This is a genomic window from Paenibacillus sp. NMA1017 (genome assembly GCF_058895805.1).
The window spans coordinates 361,896-384,085 of sequence record NZ_JBZXYR010000003.1 but is presented as its reverse complement, the minus strand read 5'-3'; the positions used below and the strand labels follow the sequence as shown (position 1 = coordinate 384,085).

Genomic DNA, 22,190 nt, shown 5'->3' with positions numbered 1-22,190 from the left:
ATCTGTTAACTATTCCTGCCCGTCTGTGGTGAACGAGATTTTTCCACACCACATGCATAAGTTCGTGGAGCAGCTCATCAGAGCCGGAGATTGATCTACGTATACATCCTTTTTTCCATTCAACCAAGGCATAGAAACGCTCGGTTTGCAGGGCTGCGGAATGATTTTTCCGGAATTACCTTTGTTAGCAGAAGAAACTGCAGGATTATGCATACTACGACACATTCCGAAAGAAGGGATATGCGTCTGTGGATGAAAATCCTGAATATTCCCCTGCAGTTTATCGCCAATACTAATCCCCCTGTTAGCTGAAACACTAAATCTTCCCGTATGACTTCCATAGCTGCAATGTATCTGTGCCCCATCCACTACATAGCTCTCACTCATTCTTAGACTCTCCTTTGTATAGATGGCCCCTCTGTATCGACCTTTTGTAATTTCAAGCCTGCCAGATTGAACTTCAAAATACATTCAGCCACATCGAGGTCTACAATGATATGATGATCGGCATCCTGAACCCTGAATATTTTATGATTCTCCACTGCATATTCATCTAGAATGATTTTCTTCAGTGTACCGTCCCTATGATATTCACTAAGTGGTGATAAACACATCAGGCTAGGCGGATTTGCCAGCCAATACCTTGTTTGCTGCATTCGCTGCATATCGGCAAAAACAACCAACTTCCAGCTTAATCCGGATTGATATATATCAAAGATTTCCTTTAACTGTTCTGAAATGATGGATATCGGATGCTCTATAAAATCAATATAGTCCGCATCACCCGATACATAAAATTGTAAAATAGATTCTTCATCAGCACATGATGAGCTTTCTGCCCATTCCAATAACTCCCTGCGATTCGTCTCTGCTGGATACATATACTCCGTAATACGATTATCCTGTTGAATCATGTAGTACTCCATAAGCTGTTGAATACACCACCTCACTGATTCCTTTATACTCCCCTATTCTTACTTCCAAATCATTCTCACATTTCAACGCCTTGAATTCAGGTAGTTGTACAGCCTGCTGAATAGCATCTTGAGCTAACTTCAGAATATATTGATGAAATTGATCTCCGGCCTGAAGTACAAATCGCTCAACATCAGGCTGAAAAATCTTATTCATATAGGGTTTTCGAAGCTGATTCAATTCATCCTCCAATTCTCCCAAAAAGCTGAATGCCCAGCCTGCATCATAGGTTCCATAACAAGGTTGAGGATCAAAGAACCAATTTTTATCATAGGCTTCGACGACATAGTTATAGTTGCGATCCATCAGATACGTGCGCCTCATAGAATAAGTAATGTATCCGATCCCTGTCGCGGCCACTTCTGCAGAATTGGCTTGCAGGCAGATTGATTGAAAGGATTGAATAAAAGAAAAGATGAGCTCATCTTTTCTTTGCTCATACAAAGACGCTAGTTGATGTAACTTCTGGTTCAGTACATCTTCCGCATAGGTCTTATGGAAGTGTCCTAGGGCTTCCAGTCTATTCATAATTTCACCTCTGAACCTATTATATAGAATATTTACATGATATTACTGGTCCTATCCTCCTATTTTATTACACAATTTTCATATCATGAGATTACAAACAAATGTATAAAAAACCAAAAAAATCATTGGATAATTTCATAAATGTGTATTCGCATACGCCATACCCTCAAAAAAACCTCCTTACTAGACCTAAGAAATGAAGGTTTGCGCAAGCGAATAGGTAAATCGAAGTAGAAAGCTCGGTTTATAATGAAATAATCATGTATAATTAGCGATACGCTCCAAAAACACATTCAGAGGATCGGGAATCGGATACACAAACTGCTAGAGTTTTGGATAACCACCACTTTGCATCAGGATTGGAGATACATGATTACTTCACCTACAGGTTTTTATAATAGTATTCAAGAGGCTACCGCGCATGTCATTGATGTGCTAAGTGGCATTTTACATGTAAATACCATTTTTATTGCCGCTAATGACGGCATTACGAATGTGATTGTAGATTCATTTAACCGGGAAGAGGTGCTCGTTAAGGAAGGGGATGTGCTCCCTTTTGAGCTTAGCTATTGCAGTCTGGTGTTGGAGCATCCTGCGGATCACCTCACAATTTCAGAAACGACTATTCACCCGCACACATGCGATTTAGACGTGACTAAAACCATTGGAAACCACTCATTTACAGGAATCCCTATTCGCATGAAAAATGGCCAGGCTTATGGAACCATTTGTATCTTGGACGCACCCTCTGTACATTTGACAGAATCAGAACTAAAGGCACTTCAGGCTATGGCCGTATTTCTGGGTTATGTGGTGGAACTGGAGAAAGACAAAATAGATGCTGAAATCTCTTCCCTGAACAAGCTGGATTTGATATCTTCCCTGAGTAATAAAATTCGGTTTTCGCTAACCGAAATATGGGGAGCCACCGATCTCATGCTGACGACAGAGTTAACAGGGGAACAACAGCAATATATGAGCATCATGGAGTCGAGCAGTCGCTCGCTCATGACGTTGTTGAGTAATATTTTGGATTACAGCAATATGGAGTCCAGGCAGATTGATGATATTGAAGATCCATTTGGTCTGAGAACGCTGATGGAAAATGTGTTGAGCCTGTATACAGAAGTAGCCGCGCAGCGGAATCTAGAGTTGAAGCTCGACTGGAATCTCACCAGCTCGCCTATTTTTATCGGGGATGAGGCTAAAATTCGTCGTATGCTGATTAATTTGGTAGATAATGCAGTGAAGTTTACAAGCACAGGAGCTGTCACTTTATCTGCAACCACCCAATCTGTGAACGATGCACCCGAGGTTGAACTGGAATTAAAGGTGAAGGATACTGGAATCGGTATATCTCCAAATAAATTGAAATTGTGGCTTGAACATGACCGTGGTCACTCTCTCTCATATGGCAATCCGGGCTTGGGTTGGCAGATTACCAAACATCTATTAAAACGAATGAAGGGTAAGATGACAGGGAGCAGTGAACCTGGTAGCGGGACGGAGATAACACTCCAGTTCACCCTGAAAATATACCAGGAGTCTGCCTGAAACAGAGATTAATTTGTAATGATATGGCATATCATGAATAGAAGCCCGTGACGCATAACGTCACGGGCTTTATGTTATGAGTACGTATCTCTAGGAAGTATTATCACCCTATGCCACACGTCTGTGCAATGCCAGATTTAGTAACGTTTAGGAGCAGCCAGCTTGGCCAAATCCGCCATATACGTAAAGAAGGCTTCTGGATCTGTATCATATACCAGATTCACAGGACGTCCATCTGCCTGTTCCACCGTTCTCCCCTGACTTGGTCCTTCTGCGATAACGCTGCAATGCACCGTCTTTTTCTTGACAATGTCCGGGCGTCCTACGGATGCAGTGGTCAGTACATCCCACAGGTAGTAGGTTGAGTTCGTTTCGCTATAAACGAGCGGAGGACATCCTGCATAACAATTGCCCAAGAAATCCACGCCTTCATATCGGCGCTCAGCTGCCCAACGATTGCGTACTGCTGGAGTTAATGGCACTTTGCTTGTGCTTTCCAGCGCTACCAGATCAATCGTGATGCCGCTTTGCCACACCCGATATGCCGCTTCCGGGTCCCAGAATACATTCCACTCTGCTGTGCCGTCATGCTCCGGCTCTTCCACATTCCCTTTTTCAAAGGTGCCGCCCATCCATACCAGCTTTTCAATCTTTGCTTCAATATCCGGTGCTTCATCCAGCGCTCGCGCCAGATCGGTTAGCGGTCCAGTGAATAGCAACAGCGTCTTACCTTCAGCTCCGCGTACCTTTTCGATCAGATGCTGATGAGCTGGCAGGGATGAAAGCGGTGCTTCCATACGCCCTGATTCATTCAGTACGGGTAATGCATCCACATAGAAGGAATGTAAACGCCAAGCGGCAGGAAACGGATTTTTACCCCGTGAATTAGACTTTGCGACTTCCACAGGCCCTTTATTTTGTCCAAAACGATCAATAATTTTACGGCTGGCATCCGTCGCAGGCTCCAGATAACCATCTGCTGGAATCACCGATACTCCGGTCAAATGAACCTGCTCCATCTGAAGCAGCATAAAAAGGGATACTAGATCATCCACTCCACCATCATGATTAAAATAAACGTTTGTCTGACTCATCTGTCTCTTCCTTCCTTTATCCCCGTAAAACAGGCTTGTTCTTATCGGCAACCACCCTTCATTATGCCTGATCGATTCACAGGAGTAAATGTGCGATAGTGCGTGGATCAGGGATTTTTTGCTTACTCTATGCTTAAGAAAGGTAGAAATGTGTGTAATAACAGGGTAGAATCATGGGTTCTAATCGGAAGCGTATGAAGGAGAGATGCATATGACAGCCCGAACAATAGAAGAGTTGGAGCAGATTCGTAAAGAGTGTAAATCCATGGTGACGAAAAGGGCTGCGGCTTCAGGTGGAGCGGTATTAGTTCCAGTTCCAGGGGCTGACGTTCTTGCTGATGTTGGCATTTTGATGCAGCTACTGCCAGCCATTAATGGAAAATTCGGATTATCTGAGAAGCAGCTGGAAGGTCTGGACGCAGAAACAAAATCCATGGTGTATGGTTTTATCACTTCGATTGGCAGCAAGCTGATCGGGCGACTCATTACTCGTGAAGCCATCGTACAGATTTTGCAAAAAATGGGCTTTCGCATCGCTACCAAGCAGGTTAGCAAGTTTGTCCCCCTTCTGGGGCAAGGGCTGGCCGCAGCAATTGGATTTACTGCTATGCGAACCATTGGCAACCGGCATGTCGATCAATGTTATGAAGTAGCCAAACGCTTGCTGGAGCAGCGAACTGCCGCAGACATCGCGCGCAACTGGACGGTTCCACAGCAGCCTCTAGAACCTGCGGGAGTTGATCATTTGCCAAACCAAGACCCGGAAGCAGCGATTCCACTACTGCCGGCACCCCCTAAAGATTAAGTTCTTCACATTCGAGTCAACCATCCATTTCACCCGCACGGGATACTGCAGATCAAGACAGCTCCTGTAATCCCGTGCTTTTAGCCTTCTACCTTGGCTCCATAGGAGCGGGCCACCGCTACTGCCTGCTCGATATCCAACTTGGCTCCAGTGATGTCCAGATCTTTAAAATTCACACCATCCATCTTCGCACCGCGCAGGTCTGTTCCTTGAAGATGGGCTTTGTGCAGTCTTACCCGGCTAAGATCCGCTTCCCGTAAATCTGCTTTTTCCAAATTGCATTCGGATAAGTCGGCTTCCTTGAATCGTATTTTTCGCAAATCTTGCTTTCTTAAATCTGCATGACGCAAATTCGTATAAGACCAGTCTCCACCCGTAATGGTGATACCATCCATATTCGCCCCCGCGAAATCTGACCCTACCAGCTTACAGTTATCAAACCGGACTACAAACAGATTTGCGCTGGTGAATAGACAATTGGTAAAAGCGGACTCCTTGTAGTGAGATGCATTCAGAATGGCTCCGGTAAAATCACAGTCCACAAAAGTACAGTCTTCCACAAGGGACTCATTCATCTCCACACCCCGAAAGCGACATCGGGTAAACTCGCAATTTCTCCACTCGCCTTCTCTGGCATCCATTGAGCCAAAATCACGGCCTTCATAGACCTCATCTGTATAAAAGAACATGTTCTCTCTCCTATTCTTTATCCCCTATATTAGGAACTCAGCATTTCGGCAAGGACCGCTCAAAACCGCCTTTCATTTTTCCCAGTAAACCCTTCATCATCTTATGATCCTGCGGCGTAAACTCAGACATACACGACCGAATCAACTTCGTATAATAAGGGACTATCTTACTTAACAGCTCTCGTCCTGCCTCTTTTAATCCGACAGTCACCATTCGCCCGTCACTCTCATGAGCCACACGTTCAATCATACCATCTCGCTCTAATCCGTCGATCAGCCCCGTCATGGTTCCACGCGTCACATCAGCTTTTTCCGCCAACTCTGACGGTGTCATGCGATGCGGCGAGTGGCAATGCAACAGGCTAAGAACGATAATCCGACCCTGAGAAGCCCCCAACTTGGTAAAATCCGTATCCATTTCTCTGAAAATACCGTTAGCCAAGCGTGCAAATGTCACAAAAGTCTCTATATTATCCACTTCGGCATCTTCATGTCCAAAGCTACGCAGCACCCCGCGTATGGAGTCATTATGAAAATTAAAGTTCATAGTCTATCCATTCCTTCCTTAAACCCGCTTGTTCCGTCAAACGGTAGCTTTTCCATTCATCTGGCAGCAAAGAAGCATACGGCTCCTTGGCAAAACGATCATCTACCAGGACCAACAATCCTTCGTCGTGCTCTGTGCGGATAAGCCTGCCACCTGCCTGAAGAACCTTGTTCATCCCTGGATATACATACGCATAGTTGAAACCATTCCGTCCCTGTTCCGAAAAATAATCCCGCAGCACATCCCGCTCTGCTCCAATTTGCGGCAAGCCGACGCCGACGACCACTACCCCATTTAAGCGATCCCCAGGTAAATCGACACCTTCAGCAAACACACCACCCAATACGGCAAAGCCAAGCAAGGTGTGCTCTTGCCCAGGCTGGAAGGCCTCTAGGAATCGATCCCGCTCTGGTTCGGTCATCCCTGGACTTTGTACCAACGTATTTGCGGACACGTCCCGAAGCATGAACTCCTCATATACCTCACGCAGGTATGGATAGGACGGGAAAAATACAAGGATATTTCCTCTCTGCTCCACAACCAATGCAGCCAACATATCCGCAATCGCTCCTTTGGAACGCTCACGATCCCGATAACGGATGGAGAGCGGCAGCAGACGTACATCCCATTGCTCCTGATGGAAGGGGGAAGGAACCTGTAACGTATAATCTTCCTCGTTTGCTCCGAGCATGTCCCGGTAATAAGCAAGCGGTGTCAACGTTGCGGAAAAATAAATGGCTGAGCGGTAGCCCTTAATAGCTTGTCCCAGCAAGTGAGAAGGATCGAGGCAGAACAGCTTGACCCTCACTTCACTGCGCCCTGCTTCCACATAAGTAACGTACCGTTCATCATATAAAGCAGCAATTCGCAGCATATTCTGAGCGGTAAAATACGTATCTAGAAGCAATGCGTATGCCGTACTTTCACTGCTTGCGCGATTTGTACTACTCCCCGTCACCAGTTCACGTTCAGCGGCTTCCACAAAAGGCACCAGCAGCTCCAGCACCTCTTGCGGTGCTGCTGCCTCTACTGCTTTTCCTGTATCTGCATATTGCTTGCGCAGCGTAATCATATGTGCGTTCACTGCACTCGCAGCCGCAGCAATCTCCGGGCTTAGCAACTTAAATTCTCGTTTCAGTTCCAAAAAAGAAGATTTCAAAATTTCCGCCGAAAACATGTCCCGGCCGCGTTCTACCAGATTATGCGCCTCATCCACCAGTACAACACCTTTTCGCTTGTGCTCCTCCAGCAATCTTTTCAAAGAAATCCGTGGATAAAAAACATAATTATAATCACTGATTATACCATCCGAGGCATACGCCACATCCAGCGAAAATTCAAAGGGACATACCTTATGCTTGCGCGCATAATGCTCAATCACCGATCGAGTCATTAACGTCTCATTCGCCAAAATATCGGATACCGCTCCGTTGATCCGGTCGTAATAACCCTCGCACATGCTGCATGATCCAGCATCACAATCATTTTCATCCTTGAAGCAAATTTTATCCTTCGCAGTCAAAGTCACCACATGCATGTGCAGCCCTTGGGCCTGCATTCTGGCGTAAGCTTCTTCGGCTGCTGCCCGAGTGGTGGTACGAGCCGTTACATAATATACTCGTCTAACCTGCCCTTCACCGATAGCCTTGATCGCAGGAAACAAGGTGGATACCGTTTTCCCGATGCCCGTAGGCGCTTTGGCAAACAGGTTAACCCCTTCGGCAATCGTCTTATACACCGAACCCGCGAGAGTTCGCTGACCCGAACGATACGTGTCAAAGGGAAAGTCCAACATAGCAATGCTGGCATCCCGCTTTTCCGCATGTGCTCTCAGCAGGAATGCATACGGTGCATAACCAGCAATCATCTCCTGTGCGAAGGCTTCCAGCTCAGTAAAGGATAATTCTCGTCTGAATCGGCGAATGTCTTCACTGTGTGCCTGTACGTAAGTAAGCTGGACCTGCATGGAATGATGTTGCTCCTCACAAGCAATCATATAGGCATACAGAAATGCTTGTGCCCAGTGTACGGGTTGACCGTCACCCTGAATATCTTCGAGGGGCAAAGAGATGGATTTAATTTCATCAACCGTCCATACGCCATCCAGCTCAATCAGTCCGTCACAACGGCCTTCAATGATAAACAATTCGTCCTTATACGGAATTTCTGTACGTAAATGTACCTCTTTGCGATCATGCTCCTTGTAACCTTTCTGGATAACCTGATGCACGCGAGTTCCTTCGAGCATACTGCTATTCGAGCGAAAGCCGCTATGAATGCTGCCGCTCCGATGCACATATTCCACAAGTGGACGCACCGATATGTGAATTGGTTCCTTCATACGATCACCCGTTCCGGTCATAGTCCTTTCACTGTACCACGTAGATAAACGAAACGTAAGGGACATAAGAATCGTTTGTAGTCGATTGGTATTCACTCATGCCTACTTTTTACCGAAATAGAAACGAGGCCTTTTGCTTTCCCCACGATACTACAACTCTCATTACAGCATAAAGGATAGGGATATGTTAAAAGAATTAATTAACAATTTTGCGTTATTAACGAGCTTCTTATTCTTTGGAAATTTATTTTCCCGGAAATATGAACGTTACCTGGAAAACCATGTATTCATTTATCGGGTAATGAACGGTTTAATGCTGGGTCTGTTTGGCATTTTGTTAATGATGACCGGTTTATGGATCCGTGGGCACTTTGTGGTCGATCTGCGCCACTTGGCGATTATCATATCTGTTTATATGGGAGGATCGGTATCCGGTCTGCTGACCACCTTGATCATAAGCCTGTACCGTATTTACATCACAGGGGGTTGGACAGATGTTTCTCTGATTGCTACTGTCAATTGCTTCATGACACTGGGCATTTCACTTATCTTTATTCGAGAAAAAAGCCTAACGCTCCGCAAGTGGATGTCGGCTGTGCTTGGAGCTGCTGTAGTGTCGCTGTTATCTACTTTCTATGTGGATAATCCTCCTGATAATGAATCTATTATAATGATCACAACCGTTAAGACGCTTGGCGGCTTATTCACTTATTTTATGATGTCCCATATCAAAAAAACAGAACGGGCTGTTCATCTGCTGGAAGAGGCTGCAAACCGGGATCATTTAACCGGACTCTACAGTCCGCGTGCTTACGATGCGCTATTCGAAGAGGTCTTTCATACTTCCAAGACTACAAAACAACCCTTTGGACTCGTGATGCTGGATATTGACCACTTTAAAAATATTAATGATACGTATGGTCATTTGAACGGAGATACCGTCTTAAGCCAATTGGGAATGCTGTTAACCCGGGAATCTACAACGAGGGCGTACCCCTCCCGTAAAGGCGGAGAGGAATTTGCCATTCTGATTGGAAATTGCGATAGTCAGAAAGCAGCAAGCTTTGCCGAAAAGATTCGGGAAGCTGTGGAAAATGAACGTTTTATTTTGAATGACGGAACCTTGATCTCTCTAACCGTATCGCTTGGAGCAGGGAGTTCACCTGTCATTGCATCGAGGCACTTACTAGAAAAGACAGATGAAGCCTTATATGAAGCTAAGCGTTCAGGACGCAATCAGGTGAAACTGGCAAAACCATAGATATTAGTCGCTAAATGTCAGGAAAGCTGGATTATTGTTAATAAAAAGTGGTAAAATGGAAATAACATCGTTATCAAAAAAACTTCTGCCGCTAGTGGAGACATGCCTTACAATCGACATGGGGGGTGGGCTTTGTGAACCTCGAACAATTGGAAAAACTCATGGAAAAAGAACGCCGCGAATTGAATCGCATGGCTGACTTACACGGATTAAAAGATGAACGTGTATTGGACAAATCCTCCAGACTTGACCGTATTATGGACAAGTACCTTCACACCAAGCGTGCAATAAACCAAACACACTCATAGAAGCAAGCTACATCGCTGCCCCTCAGGGCAGCTTTTTTATTCTGCATCGTACTCACCTTCTCGCGGATTGACTACTTTCCGCCATATTCCGTCCGCAACAATTGCTGTGTGAACGAAATCCATTCTCTGGCGGCAAAGGACAGATAACGATCGTTCCGCCAGATCATCCCCAAATGCCAAGGAATGACGGGGTCCACCAATGGAAGAACACGCAAGCGCTCGGTATCCAGATCTCGGCAAATGGCCTCTGGCAACAGCGCTACCCCCAGGTTTGCAGCAACCATTTCGCTAATCAGATCCCATTGTGAGCTTTCGTAGACTACACGCGGCTGAAAGCCGGCACGAACACATTCCGCAATGATACGGTCATGCAGCGTAAAATCCTCACGAAACAGTACAAATGCCTCCTCCGCCAACGCAGATAACGGTACCTCCTTGCACTCTGCCAATACATGCGTAGGATGAACGAGCAAATTCAGCTTTTCCTCTACAAACAGAAATGTCTCAAACATATCTCCAACCGCAGGCAGCACAATCACCCCGATATCCAATGCCCCGGCTTCTACGTCCCGTTCCACTTTCTTCGCCCCGTCCTCAAATAATTGAATGGTCACATCAGGATATGCCTTATGGAATTCTCCAATGACACGCGGAAAAAAGCTCGATCCGACCATAGGGGGCAGGCCAATACGGATATGTCCCTTTTTCAGGTTCATCAAATCACTCAGCTCCGAGGACAGGCTCTGAAAGGACTTTACAATCGCTTGTGCTTGAAGCTCAATTACCTTGCCCGCGTCCGTCAGTTCGATTCTTTTGCCAATTCGGTCGAACAAAGCGACCCCCAGTTCATCTTCCAGACTTTTAATCGTCTTACTGATCGTCGGCTGGGTAATAAACATGCTCTGAGCTGCCTTTGTAAAGCTACGCAACCGCGCGACTTCCAAAAAATATTGTAAATGTCGGATATCCAAAGCTACACCTTCTCCCATAGACAAACGGAATAGATTACATTCTTTATATGCATTTTACTCATGAAAGCTTGTGATGTAAAATTTCATTACAGTTTGAAAATAACCGATCCCAAAGATAGGAGCCATTATATATGAAAAGCTTCATACGCGGTGTCCTCCAGATCGCCGTCCTGATGGCCTTTTCGCTCATCCTGAACGCGGTAGTCTCCTGGCTCCACCTGCCTATACCCGGTAGCATCATTGGTATGCTAATCCTTTTTATTCTACTGCAAACCGGCTTGGTCCGGCTTAGCTGGATTGAAGTTGGCGCAAATTGGTTGCTGGCCGAGCTGCTATTATTCTTTATCCCCTCCGCTGTCGGCGTTATGAATTATTGGCCGATGCTGGAACACGATGGCATGAGTATTATGCTGGTCGTGTTGCTCGGCACCTTTCTGGTGATGGCCTGCACAGGTATGGTCGCCAGTCTGCTTGGTAAACGAAAGGAGCATAAATCATCATGATCGGTCTTCTATGTATCGTATTGACACTTGCTATTTACTGGATGGCCAAACGCATGTACCGCACACTGCCCAAGGTGTATTTGTCTCCATTGCTCATTACACCTGTTGTTATCATTTTGATTTTGACGCTGACGGGTGTAAACTACCGTTCTTATAATTCGGGCGCCCACTTGCTATCCATGCTGCTACAGCCAGCTACGATTGCATTTGCGGTCCCTTTGTACCGATATTTCCCTGTGTTAAAAAAACATGCGACCCAAATTGTGCTTAGCGTGCTGTCTGGGTCCGTTGTAGCCGTGTTGTCCTCCATGGCGCTCGCGAAATGGATGCACTTGAATTCCTCGCTGCTGAGCAGCCTGATTCCTCGCTCCATTACGACACCCATTGCGATGAATGTATCGCAAACGATTGGCGGCAATCCGACGGTCACGGCTGTATTCGTTATTCTGACCGGATTGAGCGGTCTTATTATCGGTCCGATGATTGTAAAACTGTTCCGTATCGAAAATGAAGTCTCACGTGGGGTACTACTCGGTACCGGTGCTCATGGTACTGGTACTTCCAAAGCATTCGAGTTCAGTTCACTGACGGGGACGATATCCAGCATCTCGATGGTGCTCGCCGCTCTCTTTACCTTGGCAGCCGCCCCGTTCCTGTTCCACTTGATGCTGTAAGGTCTTGTCTTCATATTAAACAAAGAACCTCTGTTCCACTAGTCTTAGTAGGAACAGAGGTTCTTTGTTTATTTGAAATTAACGAATTAAAATACCATAAAAAGATACTCAGATGCGTTATAAGGCGTTCAAACACAATCAAGAATACGCCTGCCCTCGCAGCCTCAAATAGCTTTAACGTCGCCGGGTTTCACCTCTACCTCTACAGGCGTTACAGCTTCATACAGATAAGCATCCAGCTCAGTCGTATATTGGCGTTCTTGCGCAGCACTCCAGCCTGCATGTTCGGACATCAATGCGATGGCGGGCTGTTTCCAGCGCTTCACCTCGTCAATCTGGAAGAACAGCGCCCCGGTTCGGCGTATGAAAAAATCAGATGGTGTCACCGTCATTTCCTGTTCCATCGCATACAGGAGCGGGACACGCACTTCCACAGGCAGCGCCGTTTCCTTCTCGCTAGCCTCCTTCATGCTCCGTGCTGCTATCGCAAACAGCCGCTCTGTGTTGGAGCCATAGCGGGTAGCCCATGCTCTAGCCGTTTCCGGCGACAGGCCAAGCGCAACACCTGCTGCGGTTTGCTTACCTACGTACGCGTCCCAGCCCGCCGAGCCGCCTACGCTGCCACCCGAAATCGGGATGTGTCTGGTGCGGCATGCCCGGAAGCTCTGCCCATGCAAGCGCCCCAGCTCCCGCACCGCACGATCCACGACGAGTTCGGACATTTTCCGGTAGCCCGTCAGCTTGCCGCCTGCAATCGTGATCAGACCTGAGCGGGATTCCCAAATTTCGTCCTTGCGTGAAATCTCTGAAGGGCTTTTACCATCTTCATAAATGAGCGGCCGCACCCCCGCCCAGCTGGATTCTACATCCGTAACAGTCAGCTTCACATCCGGGAACATTCCGTTGATCGCTTGAAGCACATACGCCCGATCTTCGGCAGTCATCCGGGGATGCGCCGTATCCCCCTCATATACCGTGTCGGTCGTACCTGCATAGGTTTTCCCATCACGCGGGATGGCAAATACCATGCGTCCATCCGGTGTATCGAAGTACACTGCCTGTTTGAGCGGAAAGCGCTCAGCATCGAACACCAGGTGAATACCTTTCGTCAGGCGAAGCACCTTGCCCTCTTTGGAGCGATCCATTTCCCGCAACGTGTCTACCCATGGTCCGGCTGCATTAATAACCAGCGAAGCTCGAATTTCGTATGGCTTTCCTGTTACCCGGTCCGTTACGTTTGCACCGCTTATTCGTCCTTTGTCATACAGCAGCTTGTCAGCCTTGGCATAGTTCACCGCCAGCGCCCCTCGTGTAACAGCTTCCTTCATGACCTCAATCGTCAGGCGAGCGTCATCTGTGCGGTACTCCACATAGCTGCCGCTTCCCTTCAGTCCATCACGCTTCAGCAAAGGCTCACGCTCCAGCGTAGCCTGGATGTCCAGCATGCGGCGGCGCTCACTACGCTTAACGCCAGCAAGGAAATCATATACCAGCAGCCCGACAGAGGTGGTGAATGCGTTAAACGTGCCGCCCTTATGAAAAGGAAGCAGCATACGCTCCGGTATGGTCACATGTGGGCCATTTTCGAATACGATTGCCCGCTCCTTCCCCACCTCGGCTACCATCTTAACTTCAAACTGCTTCAAATAACGAAGGCCACCATGCACTAGCTTGGTCGAGCGGCTGGACGTACCTGCTGCGAAATCCTGCATCTCCACCAGTGCTGTCTTCAAACCACGATCCGCCGCATCCAGCGCAATACCCGCCCCTGTAATACCGCCGCCAATGATTAAAATATCAAAATGCTCATGTCCCATACGTTCCAAAACAGCGGCTCTCTCCTGTGCAGCAAATCCCTGTTCTCCCATCATTTATCCCTCCAGCTTTGTATATATTCACGATGCAATCTGCCAACCGAATCATCATAAGGTACAAAAAAAGACCACGAACATCGCTGCGGCGGATGCCGAGCGGTTCATGGTCTCTCCAAGTCTCCTGACGAGTATTAACTTATCTTTATCGTAGCACACACAGTACGCTATGAAAAGGGAAATCTGCCTGCTACTTGAACGCCATTGCGGCATGAACTGCCTTTTTCCAGCCACTATAAAGCTCAGTCCGTACGTCCTCACTCATGGACGGAGTAAAGGTATAATCACTCTGAGCATATCCCCGGACTTCATCCAGACTGCTCCAAAACCCAACTGCCAGTCCCGCTAAATACGCCGCACCGAGTGCAGTTGTCTCGTTCACAGCAGGTCGTTCTACAGGCAGATCGAGAATATCGCTCTGGAACTGCATCAGGAACTCGTTCATCACTGCGCCTCCATCTACACGCAATGAACGCACAGGTACACCCGAGTCGCTCGCCATGGCAGTTAGGACATCTTTAGTCTGATAGGCCAGCGATTCCAGTACCGCTCGGATAAAGTGCTCCTTGGTCGTTCCCCGCGTCAAGCCAAATGTCGCGCCGCGCACATCACTGTCCCAATACGGGCTGCCTAGGCCCACAAAGGCCGGGACAAAATATACCCCTTCCGTCGAGGTCACACGCGCCGCATACGCTTCACTATCTTTGGCCTCGCGGAACATGCGCAACCCGTCACGCAGCCACTGAATAGCAGATCCGGCTACAAAAATGCTGCCCTCCAACGCATACTGCACCTGACCGTTCAGTCCCCATGCAATGGTCGTAATCAGTCCATGTTCCGAGTCACAGGGTTCATCTCCGGTATTCATCAGCATAAAGCATCCCGTACCGTATGTATTTTTAATCATGCCTTTGTCAAAGCATCCCTGACCGAACAGAGCTGCTTGCTGATCACCTGCCGCTCCGGCAATAGGGATTTCCTGTCCAAAAAAGTGGTAATCCACCGTATGCGCATATATCTCAGAGGATGATTTCACCTCTGGCAGCATAGACGCAGGAACGCCGAGAATATTCAGCAGCTCCTCATCCCATTTCAGTTCATAAATGTTGTACATGAGTGTGCGGGCCGCATTGGAATAGTCCGTTACATGTGCTTTACCGCCAGACAATCTCCAGATTAGCCATGTATCAATCGTACCAAACAGCAAATCCCCCCGCTCCGCTTGAGCTCGTACCCCTTCGACATTGTCGAGTATCCATTTGACCTTGGTGCCAGAAAAGTAGGGATCAATGAGTAATCCCGTTTTGCTATGAAAAATACGATCAAATCCACGACTTTTCAGTTCCTCGCAGATCCCGGCTGTTTGCCGTGACTGCCATACCAACGCATGATATACAGGCAGACCTGTATGTTTATCCCACACCACTACGGTTTCCCGTTGATTCGTAATACCAATCCCGGCAATTTGGCTGGCTTTCACACCTGATTCCGACAGGCAGGAGGCGATGACGGCCAAAATAGAGCTCCATATTTCATTGGCGTTTTGCTCTACCCACCCCGGCTGGGGAAAATACTGTGGGAACTCCCGTTGTGCCTTGTATACCACCTTTCCCTGCCGATCAAACAAGATGGCCCGCGAACTGGTTGTGCCCTGATCGAGGGCAAGAATGTATTGCTCCATCGTTTCCCAGCCTCCTTGCATATTTATGTACTGTTGCCCACTTGATTCAAATAAAAGCTATTGCTTATAATGCTCGAACAGTTGTTTATTGGAGGTCGTAACTGCTGCAGCTCCCGCGGCCAACGCTGCTTCCACATCCTCTGGGGTGCGAATAAGTCCGCCTGCCAAAATAGGAATGCCCGTGCGTTCGCTGACCTCCTTAATCATCGGTGGAACAACACCGGGCAGCACCTCAATATAATCAGGTCGTGTTTTTTCCACCAGCGCGTAGCTTTTTTCCAGCGCAATCGTATCGAGCAGGAACACCCGCTGTACAGCAAGAATCCCCTTCTTTTTAGCGGTTGCAATCACCCCGGATCGGGTCGAAATAATCCCAAACGGCTTAATTTCCTGACACAAATATTCAGCCGCATACTCGTCATTCTTCAAGCCTTGCACCAGGTCGGCATGCAGAAGCATTTGCTTGTTGCGACTCCTAGCCATCTGATACAGGTTGCGCAGCTGCGCTACATGCGTATCCAGAAAAACTGCATATTCATAAGAACTGTCCAAAATACCCTCCAGCTGCTTCATATGCTTAGCTGCAGGTAGAATGCGTTGCCCCTGAAATGGCATGAATATCCCCCTTAGGCTGAATGTCAGTCAAACTCGTTCAAATTTTATATTATCACTCTGTTCGACGAACGTGAAGCGGTTTCATTGCAGATATGTATAAAGGCTGCCTTCCCTGCAATAGATGTCAGCAGGAAGAAGGCAGCCTAATCGTTCAAAGAACTGGATCAAATCACACGACAGCACCCTTAAAATGCTCTATAGTGTACTAGCCCTCAAACCCTTGGCGCAGCCATGAGGTAGCGAGCGTGATCGCACCGCGCTTGGCCGCGGTTTCCGACAATGGGTTCAGCATCACAAAGTCGTGTATGATGCCTTGAAAGCGTGCAGCGGTCACATCTACCCCCGCTTCACGCAGCTTGTTCGCATAGGCCTCGCCTTCATCCCGCAGCACATCGGCCTCGCCTGTAATGACCAGCGCACGCGGTAGTCCTTTGAGCTGCTCTGTGGTGGCACGTAACGGAGACGCTGTGATCTGCGCTCGTTCGTTGGGATCCGTCGTATATTGATCCCAAAACCATTGCATTCCTTCGCGGCTCAGGAAATATCCTGTGGCGAACTCCTGGTAGGATTCCGTGTCAAAGGAAGCGTCCGTCACCGGATAAAATAACAACTGCTGCCGGATGGAAGGACCACTGCGTTCTTTGGCCAGCAGTGTTACGGCCGCGGTCATATTACCACCGACACTGTCTCCGGCTATCGTCAGCGTATCGGGCTTCAGTCCATGCTCGCGCCCATGTTGTGCCACCCATTGCACGACCGCGTAAATTTCCTCAATCGCCGTCGGATATTTAGCTTCAGGTGACAAGCTGTATTCTGGAAATACAACTGCTGCCTGTGAGCCGACTGCCAATTCACGAATCAGGCGATCATGCGTATGGGCATTACCGAATACCCAGCCTGCTCCGTGAATATATACAATGACCGGGAGATCGCTTGTCACCTGTTGTGGACGAACAATTCTGACCTTCACCTCACCGCCAGGCCCACCTGGAATAGTTAGATCTTCTACATCTGCGGCGGGTTTGTCTGCTGGACCCGATTGAACCCCATTGACCGTTTCACGTCCTTTTTCAGGACCTAAATCATATAGAAACGGAGGCTTGGCATTATCGTCTGCAAATTTCTGTGCTGCGGGTTCAAGGTGTACTTTTTTACTCATATCGGTTCACTCTTCCTTTCTTATCTGTGGTCTACATATATCTAATATGGCTAAGTTTGCTCATTTAGTTCACCTTATATATTTAAACGAGTTCCTCTCTTTCCAATCGGAGGACTTTAGTTTGCCCAACAGAAGAGCTTGACTTTTGTTTTATGTTGTAACTATAATAGTTACATATTAAAGTTCGTAAATGCACTGGGTACACTTACGATCAAACGAATGAATCATCCACATCATATTTATAGGAGGCTATCTATTATGAAAATTGCAGTTATTGGTGCAACCGGTAAAGCAGGAAGTAATATCGTAAAAGAAGCATTAGACAGAGGACATGAAGTAACCGCCATCGTCCGTGACGCGGCTAAAGTAACAGAAAGTCGTGCTACTGTGGTACAAAAAGACGTTTTTGATCTGAAAACAGATAATCTGAAAGATTTTGACGTAGTCGTTAATGCATTTGCCGCTCCACTCGGACAAGAGCATCTGCATGTCGATGCAGGTAACGTACTAATTGAAGCCTTGCGTAATGTATCCGGTACTCGCCTGATTGTCGTAGGTGGTGCAGGCAGCTTGTTCACTGACGAATCCCAAACACTTTTGGTAAAAGATACTCCTGGCTTCCCTGATTTCGTATATCCAACAGCAAATAACCAAGGAAAAAACCTGGAAATTTTGCGTGGTACCAGCGACCTGAACTGGACTTTCATTAGCCCTTCTGCGGAATTTGCTCTGGGTAAACGTACAGGCTCTTACCAAGTGGGAAAAGACACGCTGTTGGTTAATTCCAAAGGTGCAAGCTATGTCAGCTACGAAGATTATGCAGTTGCCGTAGTGGACGAAATCGAAAAACCACAACATCTGAACCAACGTTTCACAGTGGTGTCCGAGTCCTAATTTCTCTATTCTTGCAGCGCTTATAGCATAAAAGAGACCCTCCGCCCATTTTCTCATGCTGCATGGAAAGTCCGCTCTACTCTAAATCGGACTTTCCATGCACGCTATGAGAAACTGAACCCGAAGGGTCTTTTTGTTATGATCTGTTGATGCTCTCGTTACGACTCGTCAATGCTGACCTTCTTTTCTGCATCGTGAGCGGAAGTCCCCCTCTTATCGCTAAAACAGAGCTTGAGAATTGGAGGTGCAGCCAACGTTGTCAAAATGACGGCAATGATCACCGAGGTAAAATATTGCTGTGCCAACAGACCCGACTGTAGACCGGTAGCTGCAATAATAAGTGCGACCTCGCCACGTGATATCATACCGGAGCCAATCGCAAGGGAAGAACGGTTATTGAAGCCCGTCAGCCGCGCGCCGAGGCCTCCTCCCACTAACTTCGTCACCAGTGCAATCAGTGTTAAAACAACAACAAATCCAAGTTGCTGACCCACTCCTTCAAAAGATACATTTAATCCGATGCTGACAAAAAATACAGGAACAAAGATGGAATAAGCGATGGGTTCCACCTTTTCTTCTACAACGTGCTTAAAGCTGGTTTGTGCAATGGCAATCCCAGCAGCAAAAGCCCCGATAATCCCTGCCATTCCCAGCAAATCTGCAAAATAAGCAAACCCAAAGCAAATAATCAACGCAGTCGTGATGACTGCTTCAGTCACCTTGAGTGGAGCAAGTATTTTCATAATCCATGGAACAACGAACCAGCCCCCCAGAATGGCTACGACGAAGAAAACTAGCTTTTTGCCAACAAGAAGTCCCAGCGAAGTCTCTCCACCCATACCAAATATACTCATTACTACCGCTAGCAGCACCACGACAAGCACATCATCCAGCACTGCCGCACCCAAAATAGTCGAGCCCTCTCGGGTATTCAGCTTGTTCATATCCTTGAGCACCTGTACCGTAATGCTTACCGAGGTAGCACTTAGAATAATTCCTAGAAACCAGCCTTCATGCACCGAGAATCCAAAGGCTTCCCCTACACCAAAACCGCAAATTAGCGGTAAAATAATACCTCCAACCGCCACAGCTACCGCAGGCTTCCAGTTACGTCGAAGTTGATCCAGGTCCGTCTCCAGTCCAGCAATGAACATCAGCAGCAGCACGCCGATTTCAGACATATTATGAATCAGCGAATCATTCTGAACCCATCCTAATACAGCTGGGCCCAGGACAATTCCTGCGATCAGCTTTCCCAACACCGCTGGTTGACCAAGTCTGACAGACACATGACCCGCGACTTTTGTGAACAAAAGAATCAGCAGAAGATATAGTATAAATTGCATAGGCTGATAACCTCCTTTTATTTAATCCTTGAACTCATTTGCGCATAACCCACAATATTGAACATCACAGATAATCATAAAGTGCAAAAAAATGTGCAAAATATGTGTCTGACCTTAAACAAACGGCTCGCAAAATAAAAAGGGAAACCCGAAATAAAGCACAGGTTCCCCTAAAAAAGACATAAAGGAGCCTTGGTGACAGGCTCCTCCGGTAATTCATATATTCATTTGATGTTGTCGATCATACTTGCGCAAACAAGCAACTTTATCTTTTAATTATATCTCTTCCGTAAACCCGTGTAAACGTGCTGAATCAATTTTCTGCTTTTTTCACATAGCGGTCGCGGTATTCGTGGTCCAGCATACTCATCAGAATCGAATCATGGTATTCATAATTATAGAATAAAGCATCCCGCTGCACACCTTCGCGCTGAAAGCCTACTTTTTCATAGCAACGAATGGCGCGTTCATTAAAATCAAATACATTCAGCTCAATCCGATGCAGATTACAGATACCGAATCCGTAACCCAGCATGAGCACAAGCGCTTCGGTGCCGTAGCCTTTCCCCTGATTTCCCTGCTCATTGATCGCAATACGGATGTTGGCACTGCGGTTCAGGCTGTCCATATCCTGCAGGGCTATATCCCCAATGACACGATCATCTTCGCGAAGCGCAATCAACAGCAGCAGGCTTGAGGCATCCTGTCCTTTAGCTTCAATATAACGGGCAATTTGATCCTTGGTAAAGCTGCGTTGTGTGCCTGTCAGCCTCCGCACATCCTGATGGAACAATGTATTATAGTATAGCTCGGTGTCCTCCACGTTAACGGGACGCAAGTATACCCGTGATCCTTCAAGTAACCGTGCCACAGGCTCTGAGGCTGAAGTTTGTTGAGTCATCATGATCTCTCCCATGCTAAAAATATAAATGACGAAAATCGAAGTGAATTATTGCGCAAGATCAACTACGCAAGGTCTGCATTTTGCTCCGTAGTCAGGCTAGAATCAGCGAGGGACTCGCGCCAAATCACGGATTGAAGCAGTAGTCCTACCAAACCCAGGATTCCAACAGTCATTCCGATCCAGACAAAAGCCGTGCCCGCCCCTGCTATTCGGATCAATACTCCCCCGGCAAGCGGCGAAACGACCATGATTGCTCCAATCACGGTACTTTGGATACCAAAGACGCGCCCCACCATATCAGCAGGGGTTCTGGCTTGTAGTATATAGTTCTGGGTGATAATGTACAGGCCGTTGCCCACGCCCAGCACGGCCCCGATCATAAGCAGTACGGGCAATCCTGTCCCGGGTTGTGCCCAGCCTAAAGCGGCAATAGCTCCGCCAACCAGCACATATCCACCACCGAGCCCCCAGCCTGCGCTTATGCGATTCAGGCGATTAAGCACAAGCATGCATCCAACGGCGCCAGCACCAATGGCTGAAACCAGCCAGCCGAGCAGTGATTCATTACCCGGAGCGAGCACTCGCAGCAATGTAGGGAACTGGTAGTCGATCATGAGAATGGCGATCAAACCGAAAAGACCGAATATGAGCGTATGCAAAAGCATTCGACTGCGCCATAAGAACGCCCAGCCCTCACGCCATTGGTTGAAAAAACGAGATGCGCGGACATGCTCCGCCCGCATTTTGGCTTCATCAGCCTCAGGCGCTGTAAGCGTTGCCGACTTTCCTTGCTGCTCCGCAGCAACAGCTTGTTGGTCTGTACTGACCAGCGCCGGACCGATTCCGCGCAGCGGCCACAGCAGCAGGCCGGAACAGAGGCGCAGCAATGCATTGAGAATAATGCATGCCTGGGGAGACAACACAGTCAAGGTCATAGCGCCCAGTAATGGCCCTGCCACTTTGGAGGCCTGATTGACCAACCCATTCAGCGAGGTCGCCCGAAACAAGTCGTCGCTGGCGACTACCGTGCGGGTCAAGCCTTGCTGTGAAGGCATTTGGAATACACCAGCCGCCGCGCGCAGACCGAGCAAAGGCAGCAGCCACACCGGACCCGGGACGGCGAGAATGGCCAGCGTCAATAAGGCAATAGCTGCATCGCAGACGATCATCAGCCGGGCCTTGTGTACCCGGTCAGCTAACGTGCCAGCGATGGAACCCAGCAGCAGACCCGGTAGCGCCATCACTACCGGAATCAGCGCAATTAGCATAGGGTCGGCTTCCCAGCGGTAAGCAACAAGCACCTGAATGGCGATAGCATCAAACCAATCGCCAAAGGAAGCAGCCGTGTGCGCCGCAAACATCCTCCGAAAACGGCCATTGCGCCAAATACTAGGCGTAGATTGCGGTTCTTTCTTTTCCTTCATTTCTACTCACCCTGCTCTCATTTTCAGCTTCTTTAGCAATAAGAAC

At 47.8% G+C, this 22,190-nt stretch carries 22 protein-coding genes; 7 read left to right on the top strand and 15 right to left on the bottom strand.

Features of this window, described 5'->3' with window-relative positions:
• Window positions 1-9: 9 nt before the first annotated feature.
• Genes AC5ELV_RS10470 through AC5ELV_RS10460 form a run of 3 tightly spaced genes read right to left on the bottom strand, consistent with a single transcriptional unit; the run spans window position 10 to window position 1,503 of the window.
• The gene (locus AC5ELV_RS10470; RefSeq protein WP_250240729.1) at window positions 10-387 is read right to left on the bottom strand and encodes a DUF4280 domain-containing protein; all 378 of its coding nucleotides are present in this window, start codon (window positions 385-387) and stop codon (window positions 10-12) included.
• A 2-nt stretch (window positions 388-389) separates the two neighbouring features.
• Window positions 390-914 (bottom strand): hypothetical protein, encoded by a 525-nt coding sequence (locus tag AC5ELV_RS10465; RefSeq protein ID WP_493430127.1) that lies wholly within the window; start codon window positions 912-914, stop codon window positions 390-392.
• Window positions 898-1,503 carry a hypothetical protein gene (locus AC5ELV_RS10460; protein WP_493430126.1) on the bottom strand — a complete coding sequence of 202 codons (606 nt, stop codon included), beginning with the start codon at window positions 1,501-1,503 and terminating at the stop codon, window positions 898-900. The genes AC5ELV_RS10465 and AC5ELV_RS10460 overlap by 17 nt, the downstream gene beginning before the upstream one ends.
• 369 nt (window positions 1,504-1,872) lie before the next feature.
• On the opposite strand from AC5ELV_RS10460, the gene AC5ELV_RS10455 reads away from it, so the two are divergent.
• Entirely contained in the window at window positions 1,873-3,057 is a 1,185-nt protein-coding gene (locus AC5ELV_RS10455) for a sensor histidine kinase (protein ID WP_493430125.1), read from the top strand.
• A 137-nt stretch (window positions 3,058-3,194) separates the two neighbouring features.
• Here AC5ELV_RS10455 and AC5ELV_RS10450 read toward each other — a convergent pair whose 3' ends face one another.
• A complete protein-coding gene (locus tag AC5ELV_RS10450; RefSeq protein WP_013312477.1) occupies window positions 3,195-4,151 on the bottom strand; it encodes a nucleoside hydrolase in 957 nt (318 codons plus the stop codon).
• Window positions 4,152-4,362: 211 nt separating this feature from the next.
• Between AC5ELV_RS10450 and AC5ELV_RS10445 the strand changes: the two genes are divergently transcribed.
• Window positions 4,363-4,956, top strand: coding sequence for a hypothetical protein (locus AC5ELV_RS10445; protein ID WP_493430124.1), 594 nt, complete (start codon window positions 4,363-4,365; stop codon window positions 4,954-4,956).
• 80 nt (window positions 4,957-5,036) lie between these two features.
• Here AC5ELV_RS10445 and AC5ELV_RS10440 read toward each other — a convergent pair whose 3' ends face one another.
• Genes AC5ELV_RS10440 through AC5ELV_RS10430 form a run of 3 tightly spaced genes read right to left on the bottom strand, consistent with a single transcriptional unit; the run spans window position 5,037 to window position 8,554 of the window.
• On the bottom strand, window positions 5,037-5,645 hold the full coding sequence (locus AC5ELV_RS10440) for a pentapeptide repeat-containing protein (RefSeq protein ID WP_493430123.1): 609 nt from the start codon (window positions 5,643-5,645) through the stop codon (window positions 5,037-5,039).
• A gap of 37 nt (window positions 5,646-5,682) precedes the next feature.
• Window positions 5,683-6,192 carry a MarR family winged helix-turn-helix transcriptional regulator gene (locus tag AC5ELV_RS10435; RefSeq protein ID WP_493430122.1) on the bottom strand — a complete coding sequence of 170 codons (510 nt, stop codon included), beginning with the start codon at window positions 6,190-6,192 and terminating at the stop codon, window positions 5,683-5,685.
• Window positions 6,182-8,554, bottom strand: a complete 2,373-nt coding sequence (locus AC5ELV_RS10430; RefSeq protein WP_493430121.1) for an ATP-dependent DNA helicase — start codon at window positions 8,552-8,554, stop codon at window positions 6,182-6,184. Before AC5ELV_RS10430 ends, AC5ELV_RS10435 begins: the two co-directional genes overlap by 11 nt.
• Window positions 8,555-8,717: 163 nt before the next feature.
• On the opposite strand from AC5ELV_RS10430, the gene AC5ELV_RS10425 reads away from it, so the two are divergent.
• Both AC5ELV_RS10425 and AC5ELV_RS10420 read left to right on the top strand, forming a co-directional pair.
• Window positions 8,718-9,794, top strand: coding sequence for a diguanylate cyclase (locus AC5ELV_RS10425; protein WP_493430120.1), 1,077 nt, complete (start codon window positions 8,718-8,720; stop codon window positions 9,792-9,794).
• A 134-nt stretch (window positions 9,795-9,928) separates the two neighbouring features.
• Window positions 9,929-10,102, top strand: coding sequence for an aspartyl-phosphate phosphatase Spo0E family protein (locus AC5ELV_RS10420; RefSeq protein WP_013312483.1), 174 nt, complete (start codon window positions 9,929-9,931; stop codon window positions 10,100-10,102).
• A 71-nt stretch (window positions 10,103-10,173) separates the two neighbouring features.
• Here the strand turns inward: AC5ELV_RS10420 and cidR are convergent, their stop codons facing one another.
• Complete coding sequence (cidR, locus tag AC5ELV_RS10415) at window positions 10,174-11,073, bottom strand: cidABC operon transcriptional activator CidR (protein WP_493430119.1); 900 nt, start codon at window positions 11,071-11,073, stop codon at window positions 10,174-10,176.
• 131 nt (window positions 11,074-11,204) lie between these two features.
• Between cidR and AC5ELV_RS10410 the strand changes: the two genes are divergently transcribed.
• Complete coding sequence (locus AC5ELV_RS10410) at window positions 11,205-11,576, top strand: CidA/LrgA family protein (protein ID WP_029518652.1); 372 nt, start codon at window positions 11,205-11,207, stop codon at window positions 11,574-11,576.
• On the top strand, window positions 11,573-12,250 hold the full coding sequence (locus AC5ELV_RS10405) for a CidB/LrgB family autolysis modulator (RefSeq protein ID WP_104497663.1): 678 nt from the start codon (window positions 11,573-11,575) through the stop codon (window positions 12,248-12,250). Before AC5ELV_RS10410 ends, AC5ELV_RS10405 begins: the two co-directional genes overlap by 4 nt.
• Before the next feature lie 164 nt (window positions 12,251-12,414).
• Here AC5ELV_RS10405 and AC5ELV_RS10400 read toward each other — a convergent pair whose 3' ends face one another.
• From AC5ELV_RS10400 to AC5ELV_RS10385, 4 genes are all read right to left on the bottom strand, one after another.
• Complete coding sequence (locus tag AC5ELV_RS10400) at window positions 12,415-14,118, bottom strand: glycerol-3-phosphate dehydrogenase/oxidase (protein ID WP_493430409.1); 1,704 nt, start codon at window positions 14,116-14,118, stop codon at window positions 12,415-12,417.
• Between the two features lie 193 nt (window positions 14,119-14,311).
• Window positions 14,312-15,802, bottom strand: coding sequence for a glycerol kinase GlpK (glpK, locus tag AC5ELV_RS10395; RefSeq protein ID WP_493430118.1), 1,491 nt, complete (start codon window positions 15,800-15,802; stop codon window positions 14,312-14,314).
• A 57-nt stretch (window positions 15,803-15,859) separates the two neighbouring features.
• Window positions 15,860-16,417, bottom strand: a complete 558-nt coding sequence (locus AC5ELV_RS10390) for a glycerol-3-phosphate responsive antiterminator (RefSeq protein WP_493430117.1) — start codon at window positions 16,415-16,417, stop codon at window positions 15,860-15,862.
• Between the two features lie 205 nt (window positions 16,418-16,622).
• A complete protein-coding gene (locus tag AC5ELV_RS10385; protein ID WP_493430116.1) occupies window positions 16,623-17,576 on the bottom strand; it encodes an alpha/beta hydrolase in 954 nt (317 codons plus the stop codon).
• Between the two features lie 258 nt (window positions 17,577-17,834).
• On the opposite strand from AC5ELV_RS10385, the gene AC5ELV_RS10380 reads away from it, so the two are divergent.
• A complete protein-coding gene (locus AC5ELV_RS10380; protein ID WP_493430115.1) occupies window positions 17,835-18,470 on the top strand; it encodes an NAD(P)-dependent oxidoreductase in 636 nt (211 codons plus the stop codon).
• Window positions 18,471-18,628: 158 nt separating this feature from the next.
• Here the strand turns inward: AC5ELV_RS10380 and AC5ELV_RS10375 are convergent, their stop codons facing one another.
• The 3 genes from AC5ELV_RS10375 to AC5ELV_RS10365 form a co-directional block, all read right to left on the bottom strand.
• Window positions 18,629-19,816 carry a cation:proton antiporter gene (locus AC5ELV_RS10375; protein ID WP_493430114.1) on the bottom strand — a complete coding sequence of 396 codons (1,188 nt, stop codon included), beginning with the start codon at window positions 19,814-19,816 and terminating at the stop codon, window positions 18,629-18,631.
• A 313-nt stretch (window positions 19,817-20,129) separates the two neighbouring features.
• On the bottom strand, window positions 20,130-20,720 hold the full coding sequence (locus AC5ELV_RS10370; protein ID WP_493430113.1) for a GNAT family N-acetyltransferase: 591 nt from the start codon (window positions 20,718-20,720) through the stop codon (window positions 20,130-20,132).
• A gap of 62 nt (window positions 20,721-20,782) precedes the next feature.
• Window positions 20,783-22,144 (bottom strand): MFS transporter, encoded by a 1,362-nt coding sequence (locus tag AC5ELV_RS10365; RefSeq protein WP_493430112.1) that lies wholly within the window; start codon window positions 22,142-22,144, stop codon window positions 20,783-20,785.
• Window positions 22,145-22,190 lie beyond the last annotated feature (46 nt).

What these genes read in the sequence shown, in the direction of transcription:
- AC5ELV_RS10470 (WP_250240729.1), bottom strand. Translation starts at nt 387, where the DNA reads ATGAGTGAGAGCTATGTAGTGGATGGGGCACAGATACATTGCAGCTAT.
- AC5ELV_RS10445 (WP_493430124.1), top strand. Translation starts at nt 4,363, where the DNA reads ATGACAGCCCGAACAATAGAAGAGTTGGAGCAGATTCGTAAAGAGTGT.
- AC5ELV_RS10410 (WP_029518652.1), top strand. Translation starts at nt 11,205, where the DNA reads ATGAAAAGCTTCATACGCGGTGTCCTCCAGATCGCCGTCCTGATGGCC.
- AC5ELV_RS10465 (WP_493430127.1), bottom strand. Translation starts at nt 914, where the DNA reads ATGATTCAACAGGATAATCGTATTACGGAGTATATGTATCCAGCAGAG.
- glpK (WP_493430118.1), bottom strand. Translation starts at nt 15,802, where the DNA reads ATGGAGCAATACATTCTTGCCCTCGATCAGGGCACAACCAGTTCGCGG.
- AC5ELV_RS10380 (WP_493430115.1), top strand. Translation starts at nt 17,835, where the DNA reads ATGAAAATTGCAGTTATTGGTGCAACCGGTAAAGCAGGAAGTAATATC.
- AC5ELV_RS10430 (WP_493430121.1), bottom strand. Translation starts at nt 8,554, where the DNA reads ATGACCGGAACGGGTGATCGTATGAAGGAACCAATTCACATATCGGTG.
- AC5ELV_RS10440 (WP_493430123.1), bottom strand. Translation starts at nt 5,645, where the DNA reads ATGTTCTTTTATACAGATGAGGTCTATGAAGGCCGTGATTTTGGCTCA.
- AC5ELV_RS10405 (WP_104497663.1), top strand. Translation starts at nt 11,573, where the DNA reads ATGATCGGTCTTCTATGTATCGTATTGACACTTGCTATTTACTGGATG.
- AC5ELV_RS10450 (WP_013312477.1), bottom strand. Translation starts at nt 4,151, where the DNA reads ATGAGTCAGACAAACGTTTATTTTAATCATGATGGTGGAGTGGATGAT.
- AC5ELV_RS10365 (WP_493430112.1), bottom strand. Translation starts at nt 22,144, where the DNA reads ATGAAGGAAAAGAAAGAACCGCAATCTACGCCTAGTATTTGGCGCAAT.
- AC5ELV_RS10370 (WP_493430113.1), bottom strand. Translation starts at nt 20,720, where the DNA reads ATGATGACTCAACAAACTTCAGCCTCAGAGCCTGTGGCACGGTTACTT.
- AC5ELV_RS10385 (WP_493430116.1), bottom strand. Translation starts at nt 17,576, where the DNA reads ATGAGTAAAAAAGTACACCTTGAACCCGCAGCACAGAAATTTGCAGAC.
- AC5ELV_RS10460 (WP_493430126.1), bottom strand. Translation starts at nt 1,503, where the DNA reads ATGAATAGACTGGAAGCCCTAGGACACTTCCATAAGACCTATGCGGAA.
- AC5ELV_RS10435 (WP_493430122.1), bottom strand. Translation starts at nt 6,192, where the DNA reads ATGAACTTTAATTTTCATAATGACTCCATACGCGGGGTGCTGCGTAGC.
- AC5ELV_RS10455 (WP_493430125.1), top strand. Translation starts at nt 1,873, where the DNA reads ATGATTACTTCACCTACAGGTTTTTATAATAGTATTCAAGAGGCTACC.
- AC5ELV_RS10400 (WP_493430409.1), bottom strand. Translation starts at nt 14,118, where the DNA reads ATGGGAGAACAGGGATTTGCTGCACAGGAGAGAGCCGCTGTTTTGGAA.
- AC5ELV_RS10390 (WP_493430117.1), bottom strand. Translation starts at nt 16,417, where the DNA reads ATGCCATTTCAGGGGCAACGCATTCTACCTGCAGCTAAGCATATGAAG.
- AC5ELV_RS10425 (WP_493430120.1), top strand. Translation starts at nt 8,718, where the DNA reads ATGTTAAAAGAATTAATTAACAATTTTGCGTTATTAACGAGCTTCTTA.
- AC5ELV_RS10375 (WP_493430114.1), bottom strand. Translation starts at nt 19,816, where the DNA reads ATGCAATTTATACTATATCTTCTGCTGATTCTTTTGTTCACAAAAGTC.